General features: G+C 60.2%; 26 protein-coding genes. All 26 read left to right on the top strand.

What is annotated here, in order from left to right; genetic code table 11:
• Window positions 1-162 precede the first annotated feature (162 nt).
• The 26 genes from rpsL (at window position 163) to secY (ending at window position 15,950) form a co-directional block, all read left to right on the top strand.
• The gene (gene rpsL / locus ACV229_RS28475) at window positions 163-543 is read left to right on the top strand and encodes a 30S ribosomal protein S12 (RefSeq protein WP_006400662.1); all 381 of its coding nucleotides are present in this window, start codon (window positions 163-165) and stop codon (window positions 541-543) included.
• A 172-nt stretch (window positions 544-715) separates the two neighbouring features.
• Window positions 716-1,186 carry a 30S ribosomal protein S7 gene (gene rpsG, locus ACV229_RS28470; RefSeq protein WP_006477195.1) on the top strand — a complete coding sequence of 157 codons (471 nt, stop codon included), beginning with the start codon at window positions 716-718 and terminating at the stop codon, window positions 1,184-1,186.
• 122 nt (window positions 1,187-1,308) lie between these two features.
• The gene (fusA, locus tag ACV229_RS28465; RefSeq protein ID WP_448086416.1) at window positions 1,309-3,411 is read left to right on the top strand and encodes an elongation factor G; all 2,103 of its coding nucleotides are present in this window, start codon (window positions 1,309-1,311) and stop codon (window positions 3,409-3,411) included.
• Between the two features lie 39 nt (window positions 3,412-3,450).
• Window positions 3,451-4,641, top strand: coding sequence for an elongation factor Tu (gene tuf, locus ACV229_RS28460; protein WP_448086415.1), 1,191 nt, complete (start codon window positions 3,451-3,453; stop codon window positions 4,639-4,641).
• A 283-nt stretch (window positions 4,642-4,924) separates the two neighbouring features.
• A complete protein-coding gene (rpsJ, locus tag ACV229_RS28455) occupies window positions 4,925-5,236 on the top strand; it encodes a 30S ribosomal protein S10 (protein ID WP_004199280.1) in 312 nt (103 codons plus the stop codon).
• A 177-nt stretch (window positions 5,237-5,413) separates the two neighbouring features.
• Window positions 5,414-6,064, top strand: a complete 651-nt coding sequence (rplC, locus tag ACV229_RS28450) for a 50S ribosomal protein L3 (protein ID WP_448086414.1) — start codon at window positions 5,414-5,416, stop codon at window positions 6,062-6,064.
• Window positions 6,064-6,684, top strand: coding sequence for a 50S ribosomal protein L4 (gene rplD, locus ACV229_RS28445; RefSeq protein WP_042582908.1), 621 nt, complete (start codon window positions 6,064-6,066; stop codon window positions 6,682-6,684). The genes rplC and rplD overlap by 1 nt, the downstream gene beginning before the upstream one ends.
• On the top strand, window positions 6,681-6,995 hold the full coding sequence (rplW, locus tag ACV229_RS28440; protein WP_059472183.1) for a 50S ribosomal protein L23: 315 nt from the start codon (window positions 6,681-6,683) through the stop codon (window positions 6,993-6,995). Before rplD ends, rplW begins: the two co-directional genes overlap by 4 nt.
• 2 nt (window positions 6,996-6,997) lie before the next feature.
• A complete protein-coding gene (rplB, locus tag ACV229_RS28435; protein WP_448086413.1) occupies window positions 6,998-7,825 on the top strand; it encodes a 50S ribosomal protein L2 in 828 nt (275 codons plus the stop codon).
• Between the two features lie 10 nt (window positions 7,826-7,835).
• Window positions 7,836-8,111 carry a 30S ribosomal protein S19 gene (gene rpsS, locus ACV229_RS28430; protein WP_004199273.1) on the top strand — a complete coding sequence of 92 codons (276 nt, stop codon included), beginning with the start codon at window positions 7,836-7,838 and terminating at the stop codon, window positions 8,109-8,111.
• 12 nt (window positions 8,112-8,123) lie between these two features.
• Complete coding sequence (gene rplV, locus ACV229_RS28425; RefSeq protein ID WP_004199272.1) at window positions 8,124-8,453, top strand: 50S ribosomal protein L22; 330 nt, start codon at window positions 8,124-8,126, stop codon at window positions 8,451-8,453.
• A gap of 11 nt (window positions 8,454-8,464) precedes the next feature.
• Window positions 8,465-9,265 carry a 30S ribosomal protein S3 gene (gene rpsC / locus ACV229_RS28420; protein WP_006400654.1) on the top strand — a complete coding sequence of 267 codons (801 nt, stop codon included), beginning with the start codon at window positions 8,465-8,467 and terminating at the stop codon, window positions 9,263-9,265.
• Window positions 9,266-9,267: 2 nt separating this feature from the next.
• Window positions 9,268-9,684 carry a 50S ribosomal protein L16 gene (gene rplP, locus ACV229_RS28415; protein WP_006482873.1) on the top strand — a complete coding sequence of 139 codons (417 nt, stop codon included), beginning with the start codon at window positions 9,268-9,270 and terminating at the stop codon, window positions 9,682-9,684.
• A 9-nt stretch (window positions 9,685-9,693) separates the two neighbouring features.
• Window positions 9,694-9,888 carry a 50S ribosomal protein L29 gene (gene rpmC / locus ACV229_RS28410; RefSeq protein ID WP_006400652.1) on the top strand — a complete coding sequence of 65 codons (195 nt, stop codon included), beginning with the start codon at window positions 9,694-9,696 and terminating at the stop codon, window positions 9,886-9,888.
• Window positions 9,885-10,157 (top strand): 30S ribosomal protein S17, encoded by a 273-nt coding sequence (gene rpsQ, locus ACV229_RS28405; RefSeq protein ID WP_440626506.1) that lies wholly within the window; start codon window positions 9,885-9,887, stop codon window positions 10,155-10,157. Before rpmC ends, rpsQ begins: the two co-directional genes overlap by 4 nt.
• 311 nt (window positions 10,158-10,468) lie before the next feature.
• Window positions 10,469-10,837, top strand: a complete 369-nt coding sequence (gene rplN / locus ACV229_RS28400; protein ID WP_004197951.1) for a 50S ribosomal protein L14 — start codon at window positions 10,469-10,471, stop codon at window positions 10,835-10,837.
• 9 nt (window positions 10,838-10,846) lie between these two features.
• Window positions 10,847-11,155 (top strand): 50S ribosomal protein L24, encoded by a 309-nt coding sequence (rplX, locus tag ACV229_RS28395; protein ID WP_448079567.1) that lies wholly within the window; start codon window positions 10,847-10,849, stop codon window positions 11,153-11,155.
• Window positions 11,156-11,172: 17 nt separating this feature from the next.
• The gene (gene rplE, locus ACV229_RS28390; protein WP_448079566.1) at window positions 11,173-11,712 is read left to right on the top strand and encodes a 50S ribosomal protein L5; all 540 of its coding nucleotides are present in this window, start codon (window positions 11,173-11,175) and stop codon (window positions 11,710-11,712) included.
• Window positions 11,713-11,719: 7 nt separating this feature from the next.
• Window positions 11,720-12,025 (top strand): 30S ribosomal protein S14, encoded by a 306-nt coding sequence (rpsN, locus tag ACV229_RS28385; RefSeq protein ID WP_006400648.1) that lies wholly within the window; start codon window positions 11,720-11,722, stop codon window positions 12,023-12,025.
• A gap of 14 nt (window positions 12,026-12,039) precedes the next feature.
• Window positions 12,040-12,435, top strand: a complete 396-nt coding sequence (gene rpsH, locus ACV229_RS28380; protein WP_006477185.1) for a 30S ribosomal protein S8 — start codon at window positions 12,040-12,042, stop codon at window positions 12,433-12,435.
• 18 nt (window positions 12,436-12,453) lie between these two features.
• The gene (gene rplF, locus ACV229_RS28375) at window positions 12,454-12,984 is read left to right on the top strand and encodes a 50S ribosomal protein L6 (protein ID WP_160929355.1); all 531 of its coding nucleotides are present in this window, start codon (window positions 12,454-12,456) and stop codon (window positions 12,982-12,984) included.
• Between the two features lie 12 nt (window positions 12,985-12,996).
• Complete coding sequence (gene rplR / locus ACV229_RS28370) at window positions 12,997-13,362, top strand: 50S ribosomal protein L18 (protein WP_006477183.1); 366 nt, start codon at window positions 12,997-12,999, stop codon at window positions 13,360-13,362.
• A gap of 14 nt (window positions 13,363-13,376) precedes the next feature.
• On the top strand, window positions 13,377-13,895 hold the full coding sequence (gene rpsE, locus ACV229_RS28365) for a 30S ribosomal protein S5 (protein ID WP_008343875.1): 519 nt from the start codon (window positions 13,377-13,379) through the stop codon (window positions 13,893-13,895).
• A gap of 15 nt (window positions 13,896-13,910) precedes the next feature.
• Window positions 13,911-14,093 (top strand): 50S ribosomal protein L30, encoded by a 183-nt coding sequence (gene rpmD / locus ACV229_RS28360; protein WP_006400644.1) that lies wholly within the window; start codon window positions 13,911-13,913, stop codon window positions 14,091-14,093.
• 28 nt (window positions 14,094-14,121) lie between these two features.
• Complete coding sequence (gene rplO / locus ACV229_RS28355; protein WP_059759907.1) at window positions 14,122-14,556, top strand: 50S ribosomal protein L15; 435 nt, start codon at window positions 14,122-14,124, stop codon at window positions 14,554-14,556.
• Between the two features lie 44 nt (window positions 14,557-14,600).
• Window positions 14,601-15,950: a preprotein translocase subunit SecY gene (secY, locus tag ACV229_RS28350; RefSeq protein ID WP_448086412.1), complete on the top strand. Its 1,350-nt coding sequence runs from the start codon at window positions 14,601-14,603 to the stop codon at window positions 15,948-15,950.
• Window positions 15,951-15,953 lie beyond the last annotated feature (3 nt).

Genomic DNA, 15,953 nt, shown 5'->3' with positions numbered 1-15,953 from the left:
TGCTTGGTATTTCCAGAATATGATGCTAGGTTCCGGTTCTCGGAGGGAAGGGTTGCGTGCGAAAGTTCGTTCTCGTTTCCCGGGTCCGGAGGTCAACAGCACCTCGATTCTCGCTTTGCCCGAAATCGATGTGTCGTTTTTGTTCAATTTCAGGAATAAACAATGCCAACCATCAACCAACTGGTTCGCAAAGGCCGTCAGTCGGAAACGACTAAGAGCAAGAGCCCGGCCCTGCAGGACTGCCCCCAGCGTCGCGGTGTGTGCACCCGTGTGTACACGACGACGCCGAAGAAGCCGAACTCGGCACTCCGTAAGGTCGCCAAGGTTCGTCTGACGAACGGCTTCGAAGTGATTTCGTACATCGGCGGTGAAGGCCACAACCTGCAGGAACACTCGGTTGTGCTGATCCGTGGCGGCCGTGTGAAGGACTTGCCGGGTGTGCGTTACCACATGGTTCGCGGCTCGCTGGATACCCAGGGCGTCAAGGACCGTAAGCAAGCGCGTTCGAAGTACGGCGCGAAGCGTGCAAAGGCTGCCAAGTAAGCAGTTTTTGATCAGGGATCGCCTCAGGGCGGTCAAGGCGGGAGTGCCGGATTGCCGGTGCTGTCGAGTAAGTGGTCACCCGGCCAAGCTGGTTAGTCGTGAAGATGTGATCGGGTTTGTTGGTGACCGCGGGGCTGTGAATAGTCCCAACTGAACAGGTAAAGGAAGAATCATGCCGCGTCGTCGCGAAGTCCCCAAGCGGGAAGTGTTGCCGGATCCGAAGTTCGGCAACGTAGATGTAGCCAAGTTCATGAACATGCTGATGCTGTCCGGCAAGAAGTCGGTCGCTGAACGCATCGTTTATGGCGCATTCGAACAAATCCAGACCAAGGGTGGCAAGGACCCGCTGGAAGTGTTCACGGTTGCGCTCAACAACGTGAAGCCGGTGGTCGAAGTGAAGAGCCGTCGCGTTGGTGGTGCCAACTATCAGGTTCCGGTCGAAGTGCGCCCGTCGCGTCGTATGGCATTGGCGATGCGCTGGTTGCGCGAGGCTGCGAAGAAGCGCAGCGAGAAGTCGATGGCTCTGCGCCTCGCTGGTGAGCTGTCCGAAGCGGCCGAAGGCCGTGGCGGTGCGATGAAGAAGCGCGATGAGGTTCACCGCATGGCGGAAGCCAACCGCGCGTTCTCGCATTTCCGTTTCTAAGCGCCAGGCTGGGCTTTTAGCGGAAAAAATTCCGGGCGGGTGCGCTTTTCGAGCGCCTCGCCCGTTTGTGTTGAGGCGTGATGCGACAGGGTCGCATCACGCCAACCCAGTAGAGGATCAAAGTGGCTCGCAAGACTCCCATCGAGCGCTACCGCAATATCGGTATCAGCGCTCACATCGACGCCGGCAAGACGACGACGACCGAGCGTATTCTGTTTTACACCGGTGTGAACCACAAGATCGGTGAAGTCCACGACGGCGCAGCAACGATGGACTGGATGGAGCAGGAACAGGAGCGTGGCATCACGATCACGTCCGCTGCTACCACGGCCTTCTGGAAGGGCATGGGCGGCAACTATCCGGAACACCGCATCAACATCATCGACACCCCGGGCCACGTCGACTTCACGATCGAAGTGGAGCGTTCGATGCGCGTGCTCGACGGCGCTTGCATGGTCTACTGCGCAGTGGGCGGCGTGCAGCCGCAGTCGGAAACGGTGTGGCGCCAGGCGAACAAGTACAAGGTGCCCCGCCTCGCGTTCGTCAACAAGATGGACCGTACCGGCGCGAACTTCTTCAAGGTCTACGACCAGCTCCGTCTGCGCCTGAAGGCGAACCCGGTCCCGGTCGTGGTGCCGATCGGCTCGGAAGAGAACTTCAAGGGCGTCGTCGACCTCATCAAGATGAAGGCGATCATTTGGGACGAGGCGTCCCAAGGCACGAAGTTCGACTACGTCGACATCCCGGCCGAACTCGTCGACACGTGCAACGAGTGGCGCGAGAAGATGGTCGAGTCGGCTGCTGAAGCGAACGAAGACCTGATGGAAAAGTATCTCGGCGGCGAAGAGCTGTCGGAGGCTGAAATCATCAAGGCGCTGCGTGACCGTACGATCGCATGCGAAATCCAGCCGATGCTGTGCGGCACCGCGTTCAAGAACAAGGGCGTGCAGCGGATGCTCGACGCCGTGATCGACTTCCTGCCGTCGCCGGTCGACATTCCGCCGGTTACGGGCGAACTCGAAAACGGCGAGAAGACGGAACGTCGTGCTGCCGACGACGAGAAGTTCGCGGCACTCGCATTCAAGATCATGACCGACCCGTTCGTCGGCCAGCTGATCTTCTTCCGTGTGTACTCGGGCGTCGTCAATTCGGGCGATACGCTGCTCAATGCGACCAAGGACAAGAAGGAACGCCTCGGCCGCATTCTGCAGATGCACGCGAACCAGCGCGAAGAAATCAAGGAAGTGCGCGCGGGCGACATCGCTGCGGCAGTTGGCCTGAAGGAAGCCACGACGGGCGACACGCTGTGCGACCCGGCTCATCCGATCGTGCTCGAGCGCATGATTTTCCCGGAGCCGGTGATTTCGCAGGCTGTCGAGCCGAAGACGAAGGCTGACCAGGAAAAGATGGGCCTGGCGCTCAACCGTCTGGCTCAGGAAGATCCGTCGTTCCGCGTGCAGACCGACGAAGAATCGGGTCAAACGATCATTTCGGGTATGGGCGAACTGCACCTCGAAATTCTGGTTGACCGGATGAAGCGTGAGTTCGGCGTCGAAGCGACCGTCGGCAAGCCGCAGGTGGCGTACCGCGAAACCATTCGCAAGTCGGCTTCGGATGTCGAAGGCAAGTTCGTCAAGCAGTCGGGCGGTCGCGGCCAGTACGGCCACGCTGTCATCACGCTTGAGCGCAGCGAGCAAGGCAAGGGTTACGAGTTCGTCGACGCGATCAAGGGTGGCGTGATCCCGCGCGAATTCATTCCTTCGGTCGACAAGGGTATCCAGGAAACGCTGAAGAGCGGCGTGATGGCCGGCTTCCCGGTGGTCGACGTCAAGGTCACGCTGACGTTCGGTTCGTACCACGACGTCGACTCGAACGAAAATGCGTTCCGCATGGCTGGTTCGATGGCGTTCAAGGAAGCAATGCGTCGCGCCGACCCGGTTCTGCTCGAGCCGATGATGGCTGTGGAAGTGGAAACGCCGGAAGACTACATGGGCAACGTGATGGGCGATCTGTCCGGCCGTCGCGGTATTGTCCAGGGCATGGACGACATGGTCGGCGGTGGCAAGATCGTGCGCGCTGAAGTTCCGCTGTCGGAAATGTTCGGCTATTCCACGTCGCTGCGCTCGCTGACGCAAGGTCGCGCAACGTACACGATGGAGTTCAAGCACTACGCTGAAGCTCCGAAGAACGTTGCTGACGCGATCATCAGCGCCAAGTCGAAGTAATTCGATATCACAACCGAATATTTTTGAAAGAAGAGAATCATGGCAAAAGGTAAATTCGAGCGGACCAAGCCGCACGTGAACGTTGGTACGATTGGTCACGTTGACCACGGCAAGACGACGCTGACGGCAGCGATCACGACCGTGCTGACGAAGAAGTTCGGCGGCGAAGCGAAGGCGTACGACCAGATCGACGCAGCACCGGAAGAAAAGGCGCGCGGCATCACGATCAACACGGCACACGTCGAGTACGAAACGGCTAACCGCCACTACGCACACGTCGACTGCCCGGGCCACGCTGACTATGTGAAGAACATGATCACGGGTGCAGCGCAGATGGACGGCGCGATCCTGGTGTGCTCGGCAGCAGACGGCCCGATGCCGCAAACGCGTGAGCACATCCTGCTGGCGCGTCAGGTTGGCGTTCCGTACATCATCGTGTTCCTGAACAAGTGCGACATGGTGGACGACGCTGAACTGCTCGAGCTGGTCGAGATGGAAGTTCGCGAACTGCTGTCGAAGTACGACTTCCCGGGCGACGACACGCCGATCGTGAAGGGTTCGGCAAAGCTGGCGCTGGAAGGCGACACGGGCGAGCTGGGCGAAGTGGCGATCATGAACCTGGCCGACGCGCTGGACACGTACATCCCGACGCCGGAGCGCGCGGTTGACGGTGCGTTCCTGATGCCGGTGGAAGACGTGTTCTCGATCTCGGGTCGTGGCACGGTGGTGACGGGCCGCGTCGAGCGTGGCGTGGTCAAGGTTGGCGAGGAAATCGAAATCGTCGGTATCAAGCCGACGGTGAAGACGACCTGCACGGGCGTGGAAATGTTCCGCAAGCTGCTGGACCAAGGTCAGGCAGGCGACAACGTTGGTATCCTGCTGCGCGGCACGAAGCGTGAAGACGTGGAGCGTGGCCAGGTTCTGGCGAAGCCGGGTTCGATCACGCCGCACACGCACTTCACGGCTGAAGTGTACGTGCTGAGCAAGGACGAAGGCGGCCGTCACACGCCGTTCTTCAACAACTACCGTCCGCAGTTCTACTTCCGTACGACGGACGTGACGGGCTCGATCGAGCTGCCGAAGGACAAGGAAATGGTGATGCCGGGCGACAACGTGTCGATCACGGTGAAGCTGATTGCGCCGATCGCGATGGAAGAAGGTCTGCGCTTCGCAATCCGCGAAGGCGGCCGCACCGTCGGTGCTGGCGTCGTCGCCAAGATCATCGAGTAATATCGGCGATCCGCGGATCCTTCAAGGGATCCGCGATTCCACGGTAGTCGTACCGTCCGAAACCGGGCGCCCAGCTTTGGCTGGCGTCCGGTTTTGTTTTTTTGAGTGCCCCGTCGCATTTCCACGAACCCGCACCACCGATCCAAAGATTCGTGTAGAATCGCGGGCTTAGCAGTGGAAGTACCGTCCGGGACGTGGCGCCTCGCTCCCCGCAGGCTCCGTGTTTCGCGTTCTTTTAGTGTCCGGCGATGCAACATCGCCTCGCTCTTTCCAAGGAATCGTCATGCAGCAACAGAAAATCCGCATTCGCCTGAAGGCTTTCGACTATCGTCTGATCGATCAATCGGCTGCCGAAATCGTCGACACGGCGAAGCGGACTGGTGCGATCGTCCGTGGCCCGGTGCCGCTGCCGACGCGCATCCAGCGTTTTGACATCCTGCGTTCGCCGCACGTGAACAAGACGTCGCGCGATCAGCTCGAAATCCGTACCCACCAGCGCCTGATGGACATCGTCGATCCGACCGACAAGACGGTCGACGCGCTGATGAAGCTCGACCTGCCGGCAGGCGTCGACGTGGAGATCAAGCTGCAGTAAGGCTTTCGGCGCCGCCCGGCCTGCCGGATGGCGCTAAGTCTTTGATTGCTTGCAGAAAACGAATGGCCGGGCTATAATGCTAGGCTTTTCGCGCATTCGCGTAAAAAAGTCGGGCCTTGCGTGCCCGGCATTTTGTAAATCAGCCCCGACCAATCGCAGTCGGGAATGGAGAAAACGATGAGCCTTGGACTCGTAGGTCGCAAGGTTGGCATGACCCGTATCTTCACGGCTGAAGGGGATTCGATTCCCGTCACCGTGCTGGACGTGTCGGACAACCGCGTGACGCAGATCAAGACTGTTGAAACCGACGGCTACACGGCCGTTCAGGTTGCATTCGGCTCCCGCCGCGCATCGCGCGTGACGAAGCCGCTGGCAGGTCATCTCGCCAAAGCCGGCGTCGAAGCCGGTGAAATCCTCAAGGAATTCCGCATCGATGCGGCCAAGGCAGCCGAGCTGTCGAATGGCGCCATCGTCGGTCCGGACCTGTTCGAAGTGGGCCAGAAGGTCGACGTGCAAGGCGTGTCGATCGGTAAGGGCTACGCCGGTACCATCAAGCGTTACAACTTCAGTTCGGGTCGTGCATCCCACGGTAACTCGCGCTCGCACAATGTGCCGGGCTCGATCGGTATGGCGCAGGATCCGGGTCGCGTGTTCCCGGGCAAGCGCATGACGGGTCACATGGGTGACGTGACGGTGACGGTGCAGAACCTCGAAATCGCTCGTGTCGACGCAGAGCGCAAGCTGCTGCTCGTCAAGGGCGCGATTCCGGGTGCGAAGGGCGGCAAGGTTTTTGTCACGCCGGCCGTGAAGACCAAGGGGGCGAAATAATGGAACTCAAGCTCCTGAATGCAAATGGTCAGGAAGGTGCAGTGGTTAACGCGTCGGACGTCGTGTTCGGCCGTGACTACAACGAAGCGCTGATCCACCAAGTTGTTGTCGCTTACCAGGCGAACGCTCGCCAGGGTAACCGCGCGCAGAAGGACCGCGAGCAGGTCAAGCACACGACCAAGAAGCCGTGGCGTCAGAAGGGTACGGGTCGTGCTCGTGCCGGTATGTCGTCGAGCCCGCTGTGGCGTGGCGGTGGTCGTATCTTCCCGAATTCGCCGGAAGAAAACTTCTCGCACAAGGTCAACAAGAAGATGCATCGCGCAGGTCTCTGCTCGATCTTCTCGCAGCTGGCCCGCGAAGGCCGTCTGTCGGTCGTCGAGGACATCGTTCTCGAAGCGCCGAAGACCAAGCTGCTGGCCGAAAAGTTCAAGGCCATGGGTCTCGAATCCGTGTTGATCATTACCGACACGGTCGACGAAAACCTGTACCTGGCTTCGCGCAACCTGCCGCACGTGGCAGTTGTCGAGCCGCGTTACGCTGACCCGCTGTCGCTGATCTACTTCAAGAAAGTGCTGGTCACGAAGGCTGCGGTCGCCCAGATCGAGGAGTTGCTGTCATGAGCGAGATTCGCAAGAACGATCATCGTTTGATGCAGGTCCTGCTCGCACCGGTGATTTCCGAAAAGGCGACGCTGGTTGCCGACAAGAACGAGCAAGTCGTGTTCGAAGTCGCACCGGATGCCACGAAGCAGGAAGTGAAGGCGGCTGTCGAGCTGCTGTTCAAGGTTGAAGTTGATTCCGTCAACGTGCTGGTTCAGAAGGGCAAGCACAAGCGCTTCGGCCGTTCGATGGGCCGCCGCAAGGACGTGAAGAAGGCATATGTTTGCCTGAAGCCCGGCCAGGAAATCAACTTTGAAGCGGAGGCCAAGTAATCATGGCAATCGTGAAAGTTAAACCGACTTCGCCGGGTCGCCGCGCGATGGTCAAGGTGGTCAACAAGGACCTGCACAAGGGCAAGCCGCACGCGGCACTGCTCGACACGCAGAGCTCCAAGGCTGGCCGCAACAACAACGGTCGCATCACGACGCGTCACCAGGGTGGTGGTCACAAGCAGCACTACCGCGTGATCGATTTCCGTCGCACGAAGGACGGCATCCCGGCGAAGGTCGAGCGTCTCGAGTACGACCCGAACCGCAGCGCGAACATCGCGCTGGTGCTGTACGCAGACGGCGAGCGCCGCTACATCATCGCGCCGAAGGGCCTGACGGTGGGCCAGCAGCTGATGTCGGGTTCGGAAGCGCCGATCCGTTCGGGCAACACGCTGCCGATCCGCAACATTCCGGTCGGTACGACGATCCACTGCATCGAAATGCTGCCGGGCAAGGGCGCGCAGATGGCGCGTTCGGCCGGTACGTCGGCGATGCTGCTCGCACGCGAAGGCGTGTACGCGCAGGTTCGTCTGCGTTCGGGCGAAATCCGCCGCGTGCACATCGAGTGCCGTGCAACGATCGGTGAAGTCGGCAACGAAGAGCACAGCCTGCGCCAGATCGGCAAGGCCGGTGCAAACCGCTGGCGCGGTATCCGCCCGACGGTGCGTGGCGTGGCAATGAACCCGGTCGACCACCCGCACGGTGGTGGCGAAGGCAAGACTGCAGCGGGTCGCGACCCGGTGAGCCCGTGGGGCACGCCGACGAAGGGCTTCCGCACGCGTCGCAACAAGCGCACGACGACGATGATCGTCCAGCGCCGTCACAAGCGTTAAGGAGTAGGCAATGGCACGTTCTGTTAAAAAAGGTCCGTTCTGCGACGCCCATTTGCTGAAGAAAGTTGAGGCGGCTGCAGCTTCGCGTGACAAGAAGCCGATCAAGACCTGGTCGCGTCGCTCGACGATCCTGCCGGATTTCATCGGTCTGACGATCGCCGTTCACAACGGCCGTCAACACGTTCCGGTGTACATCTCGGAAAACATGGTCGGCCACAAGCTTGGCGAGTTCGCACTGACCCGTACGTTCAAGGGTCACGCGGCCGACAAGAAGGCCAAGAAATAAGGGGCTATCAAGATGGAAGTGAAAGCAATTCATCGCGGTGCCCGCATCTCGGCGCAAAAGACGCGCCTTGTGGCTGACCAGATCCGCGGTTTGCCGGTCGACAAGGCGCTGAACGTTCTGACGTTCTCGCCGAAGAAGGCGGCTGGCATCGTGAAGAAGGTCGTGCTGTCGGCGATCGCGAATGCGGAGCACAACGAAGGCGCCGATATCGACGAGCTCAAGATCAAGAGCATCTACGTCGACAAGGCGGCATCGCTCAAGCGGTTTACCGCGCGCGCCAAGGGCCGCGGCAACCGCATCGAGAAGCAATCCTGTCACATCACTGTGACGGTCGGGAATTAAGGAGCCATACGATGGGACAGAAAATTCATCCGACTGGCTTCCGCCTGGCTGTCAGCCGCAATTGGGCGTCGCGTTGGTACGCGAACAACAACAATTTCGCGGCGATGTTGCAGGAAGACATCGGTGTTCGTGAATACCTGAAGAAGAAGCTGAAGAACGCTTCGGTCGGTCGCGTCGTCATCGAGCGTCCGGCAAAGAACGCGCGCATCACGATTTTCAGCTCGCGTCCGGGTGTGGTCATCGGCAAGAAGGGCGAGGATATCGAACTGCTGAAGACGGAACTGCAACGCCGCATGGGCGTGCCGGTTCACGTCAACATCGAAGAGATCCGCAAGCCGGAAACCGATGCTCAGCTGATCGCTGACTCGATCACGCAACAGCTCGAGCGCCGGATCATGTTCCGTCGCGCGATGAAGCGTGCGATGCAGAACGCGATGCGTCTGGGTGCCCAGGGCATCAAGATCATGAGCGCGGGCCGTCTGAACGGTATCGAAATCGCGCGTACGGAGTGGTATCGCGAAGGTCGCGTGCCGCTTCACACGCTGCGTGCCGACATCGACTACGCGACTTCGGAAGCGAAGACGACCTACGGGATCATCGGCGTCAAGGTGTGGGTGTACAAGGGCGATACCCTTGGCCGCAACGACGCGCCGGTGGTGGAAGAAGTAGCCGAAGACAAGCGTCCGCGTCGCAATGCGCGTCCGGGCGACCGTCGTCCGCGCCGTGACGGCGAAGGCGGCGCTCCGGGTGCTCGCCGTGGCGCACCGCGCCGTGGCGCCGGCAAGCCGGAAGACGGCAAGACTGGAGAATAACGATGCTGCAACCGAAACGCAGGAAGTATCGCAAAGAGCAGAAGGGTCGTAACACCGGCAAGGCGACGCGCGGCAACGCGGTGTCGTTCGGTGAGTTCGGCCTGAAGGCGATCGGTCGCGGTCGTTTGACCGCACGTCAGATTGAAGCGGCGCGTCGTGCAATGACGCGTCACATCAAGCGTGGCGGCCGCATCTGGATTCGTATCTTCCCGGACAAGCCGATTTCGCAGAAGCCGGCCGAAGTACGTATGGGTAACGGTAAGGGTAACCCGGAGTACTACGTCGCCGAGATTCAGCCGGGCAAGATGCTGTATGAAATGGACGGCGTAACCGAAGAACTGGCACGCGAAGCGTTCCGTCTGGCTGCAGCCAAGCTGCCGCTGAAGACGGCGTTCATCGTGCGCCAGCTCGGCGCCTAAGGAGAAAACATGAAGGCTTCCGAACTTCTCCAGAAAGACCAGGCCGCGCTCAACAAGGAGCTCGCGGACCTGCTGAAGGCGCAATTCGGCCTGCGCATGCAACTCGCGACCCAGCAGCTCACGAACACGAGCCAGCTGAAGAAGGTTCGTCGCGACATCGCACGTGTGCGGACCGTCATGACTCAGAAGGCGAACCAGAAATGAACGATAGCGTGAAAACCTCGCTGAAGCGGACGCTGGTCGGTCGGGTCGTCAGCAACAAGATGGACAAGACCGTCACCGTGCTGATCGAGCACCGCGTCAAGCATCCGATCTACGGCAAGTACGTCGTGCGCTCGAAGAAGTACCACGCGCACGATGAAGCGAACACCTGCAACGAAGGCGATCTCGTTGAAATCCAGGAAACCCGTCCTCTTTCGAAGACGAAGGCCTGGACGGTGTCGCGTCTCGTCGAGGCAGCCCGCGTCATCTGAGCGGGCCAGGCGGCAGAGCAGTAGCAGGCACTTCTCCGCGAAGTGCTTGAAATCGCAAAGTTTTTGCTTGCGTGACCAGGATTATTTGTTATAATCCTGGTCTTCCCTCTTTATGGGAGCCCCGTCGCGGGCGAAGTTGGTGGGGGAAGCGGACAGGCGCCAGCCTGCTCCGAAAGATTCACCGAATTGCGATGGCGGGTTTCGTTTGCCGTCGCTGCTGTTCCAACCCAAGCAGCCGATTGGCTGACGGGACCAAGACTGACCGAATGCATCATGGTGGTGCATCCGGATTAAGTTGGGAAAGACAAACCATGATCCAGACCGAATCTCGGCTTGAAGTAGCCGACAACACGGGTGCGCGTGAAGTCATGTGCATCAAGGTGCTCGGCGGCTCGAAGCGTCGTTATGCCAGCATTGGCGACATCATCAAGGTGAGCGTCAAAGAGGCAACGCCGCGCGGGCGTGTGAAGAAAGGCGAAATCTACAACGCCGTGGTGGTCCGCACCGCCAAGGGCGTTCGCCGTCAAGACGGCTCGCTGATCAAGTTCGACGGCAACGCCGCTGTGCTTTTGAATAACAAGCTCGAGCCGATCGGCACCCGTATCTTCGGGCCGGTGACGCGTGAGCTGCGTAGCGAACGATTCATGAAGATCGTTTCGCTGGCGCCGGAAGTGCTGTAAGGAGTCGCGATGAACAAGATTCGCAAAGGTGACGAAGTCATCGTCGTCGCAGGCAAGGACAAGGGCAAGCGTGGTGTCGTGCTGGCCGTCGGTGCCGACAAGGTGACGGTTGAAGGTATCAACCTCGTCAAGAAGCATGTGAAGCCCAACCCGATGAAGGGTACGACGGGCGGCGTGGAAGCGAAGACGATGCCCCTGCACATCTCGAACGTCGCACTGGTCGACGCGAATGGCAAGGCGTCGCGTGTTGGCATCAAGGTCGAGGAAGGCAAGAAGGTTCGCTTCCTGAAGACGACCGGTGCCGTACTGAGCGCCTGACGCAGCGGAGTTAAAAAATGGCTCGTTTTCAAGAGTTTTACAAAGAAACCGTAGTGCCCGGCCTGATCGAGAAGTTCGGTTACAAGTCGGTCATGGAAGTGCCGCGCATCACCAAGATCACGCTGAACATGGGTCTTGGCGAAGCGGTTGCTGACAAGAAGATCATCGAGAACGCCGTTGGCGATCTCACGAAGATCGCTGGTCAGAAGCCGGTCGTGACGAAGGCACGCAAGGCAATCGCAGGCTTCAAGATCCGCCAGGGCTACCCGATCGGCGCGATGGTGACGCTGCGTGGCCGCGCGATGTACGAATTCCTCGACCGCTTCGTGACCGTTGCCCTGCCCCGCGTGCGTGACTTCCGCGGTGTGTCGGGCCGTGCTTTCGATGGCCGCGGCAACTACAACATCGGTGTGAAAGAGCAGATCATTTTCCCCGAAATCGATTACGACAAGATCGACGCGCTGCGTGGGCTGAACATCAGCATCACGACGACCGCGAAGACCGACGACGAAGCGAAGGCTCTGCTCGCCAGCTTCAAGTTCCCGTTCAGAAACTGAGGTTACCGTGGCTAAACTGGCACTGATCGAACGTGAAAAGAAGCGCGCCCGCCTGGTCGCGAAGTTCGCAGCAAAGCGCGAAGCGCTGAAGGCGATCATCGAAGACCAAAGCAAGTCGGAAGAAGAGCGCTACGAAGCACGCCTTGAGCTGCAGCAACTGCCCCGCAACGCAAACCCGACCCGCCAGCGTAACCGCTGCGCGATCACGGGCCGTCCGCGTGGCACGTTCCGTAAATTCGGCCTCGCGCGCAACAAGATTCGTGAAATCGCATTCCGTGGCGAGATTCCTGGCCTGACCAAGGCGAGCTGGTAATAGGAGAAACATAAATGAGCATGAGTGATCCTATCGCCGATATGCTGACTCGCATCCGCAACGCGCAGATGGTCGAGAAGGTATCGGTCGCGATGCCCTCGTCGAAGGTCAAGGTTGCAATCGCGCAAGTCCTGAAGGACGAAGGTTATATCGACGATTTCGCCGTCAAGGCGGAGGGTGCGAAGTCCGAACTGAATATCGCGCTGAAGTACTACGCCGGCCGCCCGGTCATCGAACGCCTCGAGCGCGTGTCGAAGCCTGGCCTGCGCGTGTACCGTGGCCGTAACGACATTCCGCAGGTCATGAATGGCCTCGGTGTGGCTATCGTGTCGACGCCGAAGGGCGTGATGACCGACCGCAAGGCGCGCGCTACGGGCGTCGGCGGCGAAGTCATCTGCTACGTCGCTTAACCGAAAGGAGAGAGGAACATGTCTCGAGTAGGTAAGAGCCCGATCGCGCTGCAAGGCGCGGAAGTCAAGCTGGCCGACGGTGCGATCACCGTCAAGGGCCCGCTGGGCACCATCACGCAAGCGATCAATCCGCTCGTGAACGTGGCGAACAACGACGGCACGCTGAACCTGTCGCCGGCGGACGAAAGCCGCGAAGCAAATGCACTGTCGGGCACGATGCGCGCGATCATCGCGAATGCCGTGCACGGCGTGACCAAGGGTTTCGAGCGCAAGCTGACGCTGGTTGGCGTCGGTTACCGTGCGCAAGCGCAAGGCGACAAGCTGAACCTGTCGCTGGGTTTCTCGCACCCGGTGGTGCACCAGATGCCGGAAGGCGTCAAGGCAGAAACCCCGACGCAAACCGAAATCGTGATCAAGGGGATCAACAAGCAACAAGTCGGTCAAGTGGCTGCGGAAGTCCGCGGTTACCGTCCGCCGGAGCCCTACAAGGGCAAGGGCGTGCGCTATGCCGACGAGGTTGTGATCCTCAAAGAAACGAAGAAGAAGTAAGGGTGCGCAATCATGGATAAGACTCAATCTCGCCTGCGCCGCGCTCGCCAGACGCGTATCAAGATCGCTGAGCTGCAGGTCGCGCGTCTCGCCGTGCATCGCACGAACACGCACATCTACGCTCAAGTGTTCTCGCCCTGCGGCACCAAGGTGCTGGCCAGCGCGTCGACGCTCGAAGCGGAAGTGCGCGCCGAGCTCGCCGACAAGTCGGGCAAGGGCGGCAACGTTAATGCTGCGACGCTGATCGGCAAGCGTATTGCCGAGAAGGCAAAGGCCGCCGGCATCGAATCCGTCGCCTTCGACCGCTCGGGCTTCCGCTACCATGGCCGCGTCAAGGCGCTGGCTGAGGCAGCTCGTGAAGCTGGGCTCAAGTTCTAAGGAAGGAATTCGTCATGGCAAAGATGCAAGCGAAAGTTCAGGCTGACGAGCGCGACGACGGCCTTCGTGAAAAGATGATTTCGGTCAATCGCGTGACCAAGGTCGTGAAGGGTGGCCGTATTCTCGGCTTCGCCGCACTGACCGTGGTTGGCGATGGTGACGGCCGTATCGGCATGGGCAAGGGCAAGGCGAAGGAAGTGCCGGTTGCCGTGCAGAAGGCAATGGAGCAAGCTCGCCGCAACATGTTCAAGGTGCCGCTCAAGAACGGCACGCTGCAGCACGAAGTGCACGGCAAGCATGGCGCATCCGCAGTCCTCCTCGCCCCGGCGAAGGACGGTACGGGCGTGATCGCAGGCGGCCCGATGCGCGCAGTGTTCGACGTGATGGGCGTTCAGAACGTCGTGGCGAAGAGCCACGGTTCGACGAACCCGTACAACCTCGTTCGCGCCACGCTGGACGGTCTGCGCAAGCAGTCGACCCCGGCAGACATCGCGGCGAAGCGCGGCAAGTCCGTCGAAGATATTTTGGGCTAAGCCCGGGTGGTCACCATGTCTGAAAAAACTGTCAAGGTTCAGCTCGTCAAGAGCCTGATCGGCACCCGCGAATCGCACCGTGCGACCGTGCGTGGCCTGGGCCTGCGCCGACTCAACTCGGTCAGCGAGCTGCAGGATACGCCGGCGGTCCGCGGCATGATCAACAAGGTCTCGTACCTCGTCAAGGTCATCGCGTAAGCGGCCGATTACGGATCAAGGAGTTGATATGGAATTGAATAACCTGAAGCCGGCTGCTGGCGCCAAGCACGCCAAGCGTCGCGTCGGTCGCGGCATTGGTTCGGGCCTCGGCAAGACGGCTGGCCGCGGTCACAAGGGTCAGAAATCGCGTTCGGGCGGCTTCCACAAGGTCGGCTTCGAAGGCGGTCAGATGCCGCTGCAACGTCGTCTGCCGAAGCGCGGTTTCACGTCGCTGACGAAGGAATTCGTTGGTGAAGTGCGCCTGGGCGACCTCGAGAAGCTGCCGGTCGATGAAGTCGATCTGCTCGCACTGAAGCAAGCCGGTCTGGTCGGCGAGCTGACGAAGAGCGCGAAGATCATCGCCACGGGCGAACTGAAGCGCAAGATCGTCGTGAAGGGTCTCGGCGCCACCAAGGGTGCGCGCGCAGCGATCGAAGCGGCTGGCGGTTCGTTTGCCGAGTGACACGCATAACGCGTCGTCACTAGCATTTGCATCGGAGAAGGTACTTGGCTAACAGCCCGAGTCTTGCAAAACCCGGTCGAAGCACGGCGAAGTTCGGCGATCTGCGCCGGCGTGCAATGTTCTTGCTGCTGGCGCTGATCGTCTATCGCATCGGCGCGCACATTCCCGTGCCGGGCATCGATCCGGATCAACTGGCGAAGCTGTTCCAGAGCCAGGCGGGCGGCATCCTTGGCATGTTCAACATGTTCTCGGGTGGCGCACTTTCCCGCTTCACGATCTTTGCGCTGGGGATCATGCCGTACATTTCGGCGTCGATCATCATGCAGCTGCTGGCGATCGTTTCGCCGCAGCTCGAAGCGCTGAAGAAGGAAGGGCAGGCAGGGCAACGGAAGATCACGCAGTACACGCGGTATTTCACCGTGGTGCTCGCGACCTTCCAGGCATTCGGTATCGCGGCCGCGCTGGAAAACCAGCCTGGCCTCGTCACCGATCCCGGCATGCTGTTCCGGCTGACGACGGTCGTGACGCTGGTGACTGGCACGATGTTCCTGATGTGGCTGGGTGAGCAGATCACCGAGCGTGGTCTGGGCAACGGTATCTCGATCATCATCTTCGGCGGGATCGCAGCAGGGTTCCCGAATGCCGTCGGTGGCTTGTTCGAGCTGGTGCGTACGGGTTCGATGAGCATCATTTCGGCGATCATCATCGTCGTCCTGATTGCCGCGGTGACTTACCTGGTCGTGTTCATCGAACGCGGTCAGCGCAAGATCCTCGTGAACTACGCGAAGCGCCAGGTCGGCAACAAGATCTACGGCGGGCAGTCGTCGCACCTGCCGCTGAAGCTGAACATGTCGGGCGTGATTCCGCCGATCTTCGCATCGTCGATCATCCTGTTCCCGGCAACGATTCTCGGCTGGTTCAGTACCGGTCAGCCGACGGGAAGCTGGTTCTCCAACACGCTGCATAACGTGGCGGAGGCGCTGAAGCCGGGTCAGCCGGTCTATGTGCTGCTGTACACGCTGGCGATCGTGTTTTTCTGCTTCTTCTACACCGCACTGGTGTTCAACAGCAGGGAAACTGCGGACAACCTGAAGAAGAGCGGTGCATTCGTGCCGGGCATTCGTCCGGGCGAGCAGACCGCGCGATACATCGACCGCATCCTCACGCGTCTGACGCTGGCCGGTGCGATCTACATCGTCTTCGTGTGTCTGCTGCCGGAATTCCTGGTGCTGCGCTGGAACGTGCCGTTTTATTTTGGTGGAACGTCGCTGCTGATCATTGTCGTCGTCACGATGGACTTCATGGCGCAGGTGCAGTCGTACGTTATGTCGCAACAATATGAGTCGCTGCTCAAGAAGGCAAACTTCAAGGGTGGCAACGTCCCAATGCGTTGAAAG

The sequence above is a fragment of the Burkholderia sp. MR1-5-21 genome (genome assembly GCF_053427715.1).
The sequence above is the reverse complement of the archived record's forward strand: the minus strand, read 5'-3'. Positions and strand labels throughout refer to the sequence as shown.

Bases quoted from the DNA above. Each gene is read 5' to 3' on its own strand.
- rpsQ (WP_440626506.1), top strand. From the start codon at position 9,885: ATGAACGATAGCGTGAAAACCTCGCTGAAGCGGACGCTGGTCGGTCGG.
- rplR (WP_006477183.1), top strand. From the start codon at position 12,997: ATGGATAAGACTCAATCTCGCCTGCGCCGCGCTCGCCAGACGCGTATC.
- rplO (WP_059759907.1), top strand. From the start codon at position 14,122: ATGGAATTGAATAACCTGAAGCCGGCTGCTGGCGCCAAGCACGCCAAG.
- rplC (WP_448086414.1), top strand. From the start codon at position 5,414: ATGAGCCTTGGACTCGTAGGTCGCAAGGTTGGCATGACCCGTATCTTC.
- rplV (WP_004199272.1), top strand. From the start codon at position 8,124: ATGGAAGTGAAAGCAATTCATCGCGGTGCCCGCATCTCGGCGCAAAAG.
- rplW (WP_059472183.1), top strand. From the start codon at position 6,681: ATGAGCGAGATTCGCAAGAACGATCATCGTTTGATGCAGGTCCTGCTC.
- rpsL (WP_006400662.1), top strand. From the start codon at position 163: ATGCCAACCATCAACCAACTGGTTCGCAAAGGCCGTCAGTCGGAAACG.
- rpsC (WP_006400654.1), top strand. From the start codon at position 8,465: ATGGGACAGAAAATTCATCCGACTGGCTTCCGCCTGGCTGTCAGCCGC.
- rplD (WP_042582908.1), top strand. From the start codon at position 6,064: ATGGAACTCAAGCTCCTGAATGCAAATGGTCAGGAAGGTGCAGTGGTT.
- rplB (WP_448086413.1), top strand. From the start codon at position 6,998: ATGGCAATCGTGAAAGTTAAACCGACTTCGCCGGGTCGCCGCGCGATG.
- rplF (WP_160929355.1), top strand. From the start codon at position 12,454: ATGTCTCGAGTAGGTAAGAGCCCGATCGCGCTGCAAGGCGCGGAAGTC.
- rpmD (WP_006400644.1), top strand. From the start codon at position 13,911: ATGTCTGAAAAAACTGTCAAGGTTCAGCTCGTCAAGAGCCTGATCGGC.
- rpsG (WP_006477195.1), top strand. From the start codon at position 716: ATGCCGCGTCGTCGCGAAGTCCCCAAGCGGGAAGTGTTGCCGGATCCG.
- rpmC (WP_006400652.1), top strand. From the start codon at position 9,694: ATGAAGGCTTCCGAACTTCTCCAGAAAGACCAGGCCGCGCTCAACAAG.
- rplX (WP_448079567.1), top strand. From the start codon at position 10,847: ATGAACAAGATTCGCAAAGGTGACGAAGTCATCGTCGTCGCAGGCAAG.
- rpsE (WP_008343875.1), top strand. From the start codon at position 13,377: ATGGCAAAGATGCAAGCGAAAGTTCAGGCTGACGAGCGCGACGACGGC.
- tuf (WP_448086415.1), top strand. From the start codon at position 3,451: ATGGCAAAAGGTAAATTCGAGCGGACCAAGCCGCACGTGAACGTTGGT.
- rpsH (WP_006477185.1), top strand. From the start codon at position 12,040: ATGAGCATGAGTGATCCTATCGCCGATATGCTGACTCGCATCCGCAAC.
- rpsS (WP_004199273.1), top strand. From the start codon at position 7,836: ATGGCACGTTCTGTTAAAAAAGGTCCGTTCTGCGACGCCCATTTGCTG.
- rpsJ (WP_004199280.1), top strand. From the start codon at position 4,925: ATGCAGCAACAGAAAATCCGCATTCGCCTGAAGGCTTTCGACTATCGT.
- rplP (WP_006482873.1), top strand. From the start codon at position 9,268: ATGCTGCAACCGAAACGCAGGAAGTATCGCAAAGAGCAGAAGGGTCGT.
- rplE (WP_448079566.1), top strand. From the start codon at position 11,173: ATGGCTCGTTTTCAAGAGTTTTACAAAGAAACCGTAGTGCCCGGCCTG.
- rplN (WP_004197951.1), top strand. From the start codon at position 10,469: ATGATCCAGACCGAATCTCGGCTTGAAGTAGCCGACAACACGGGTGCG.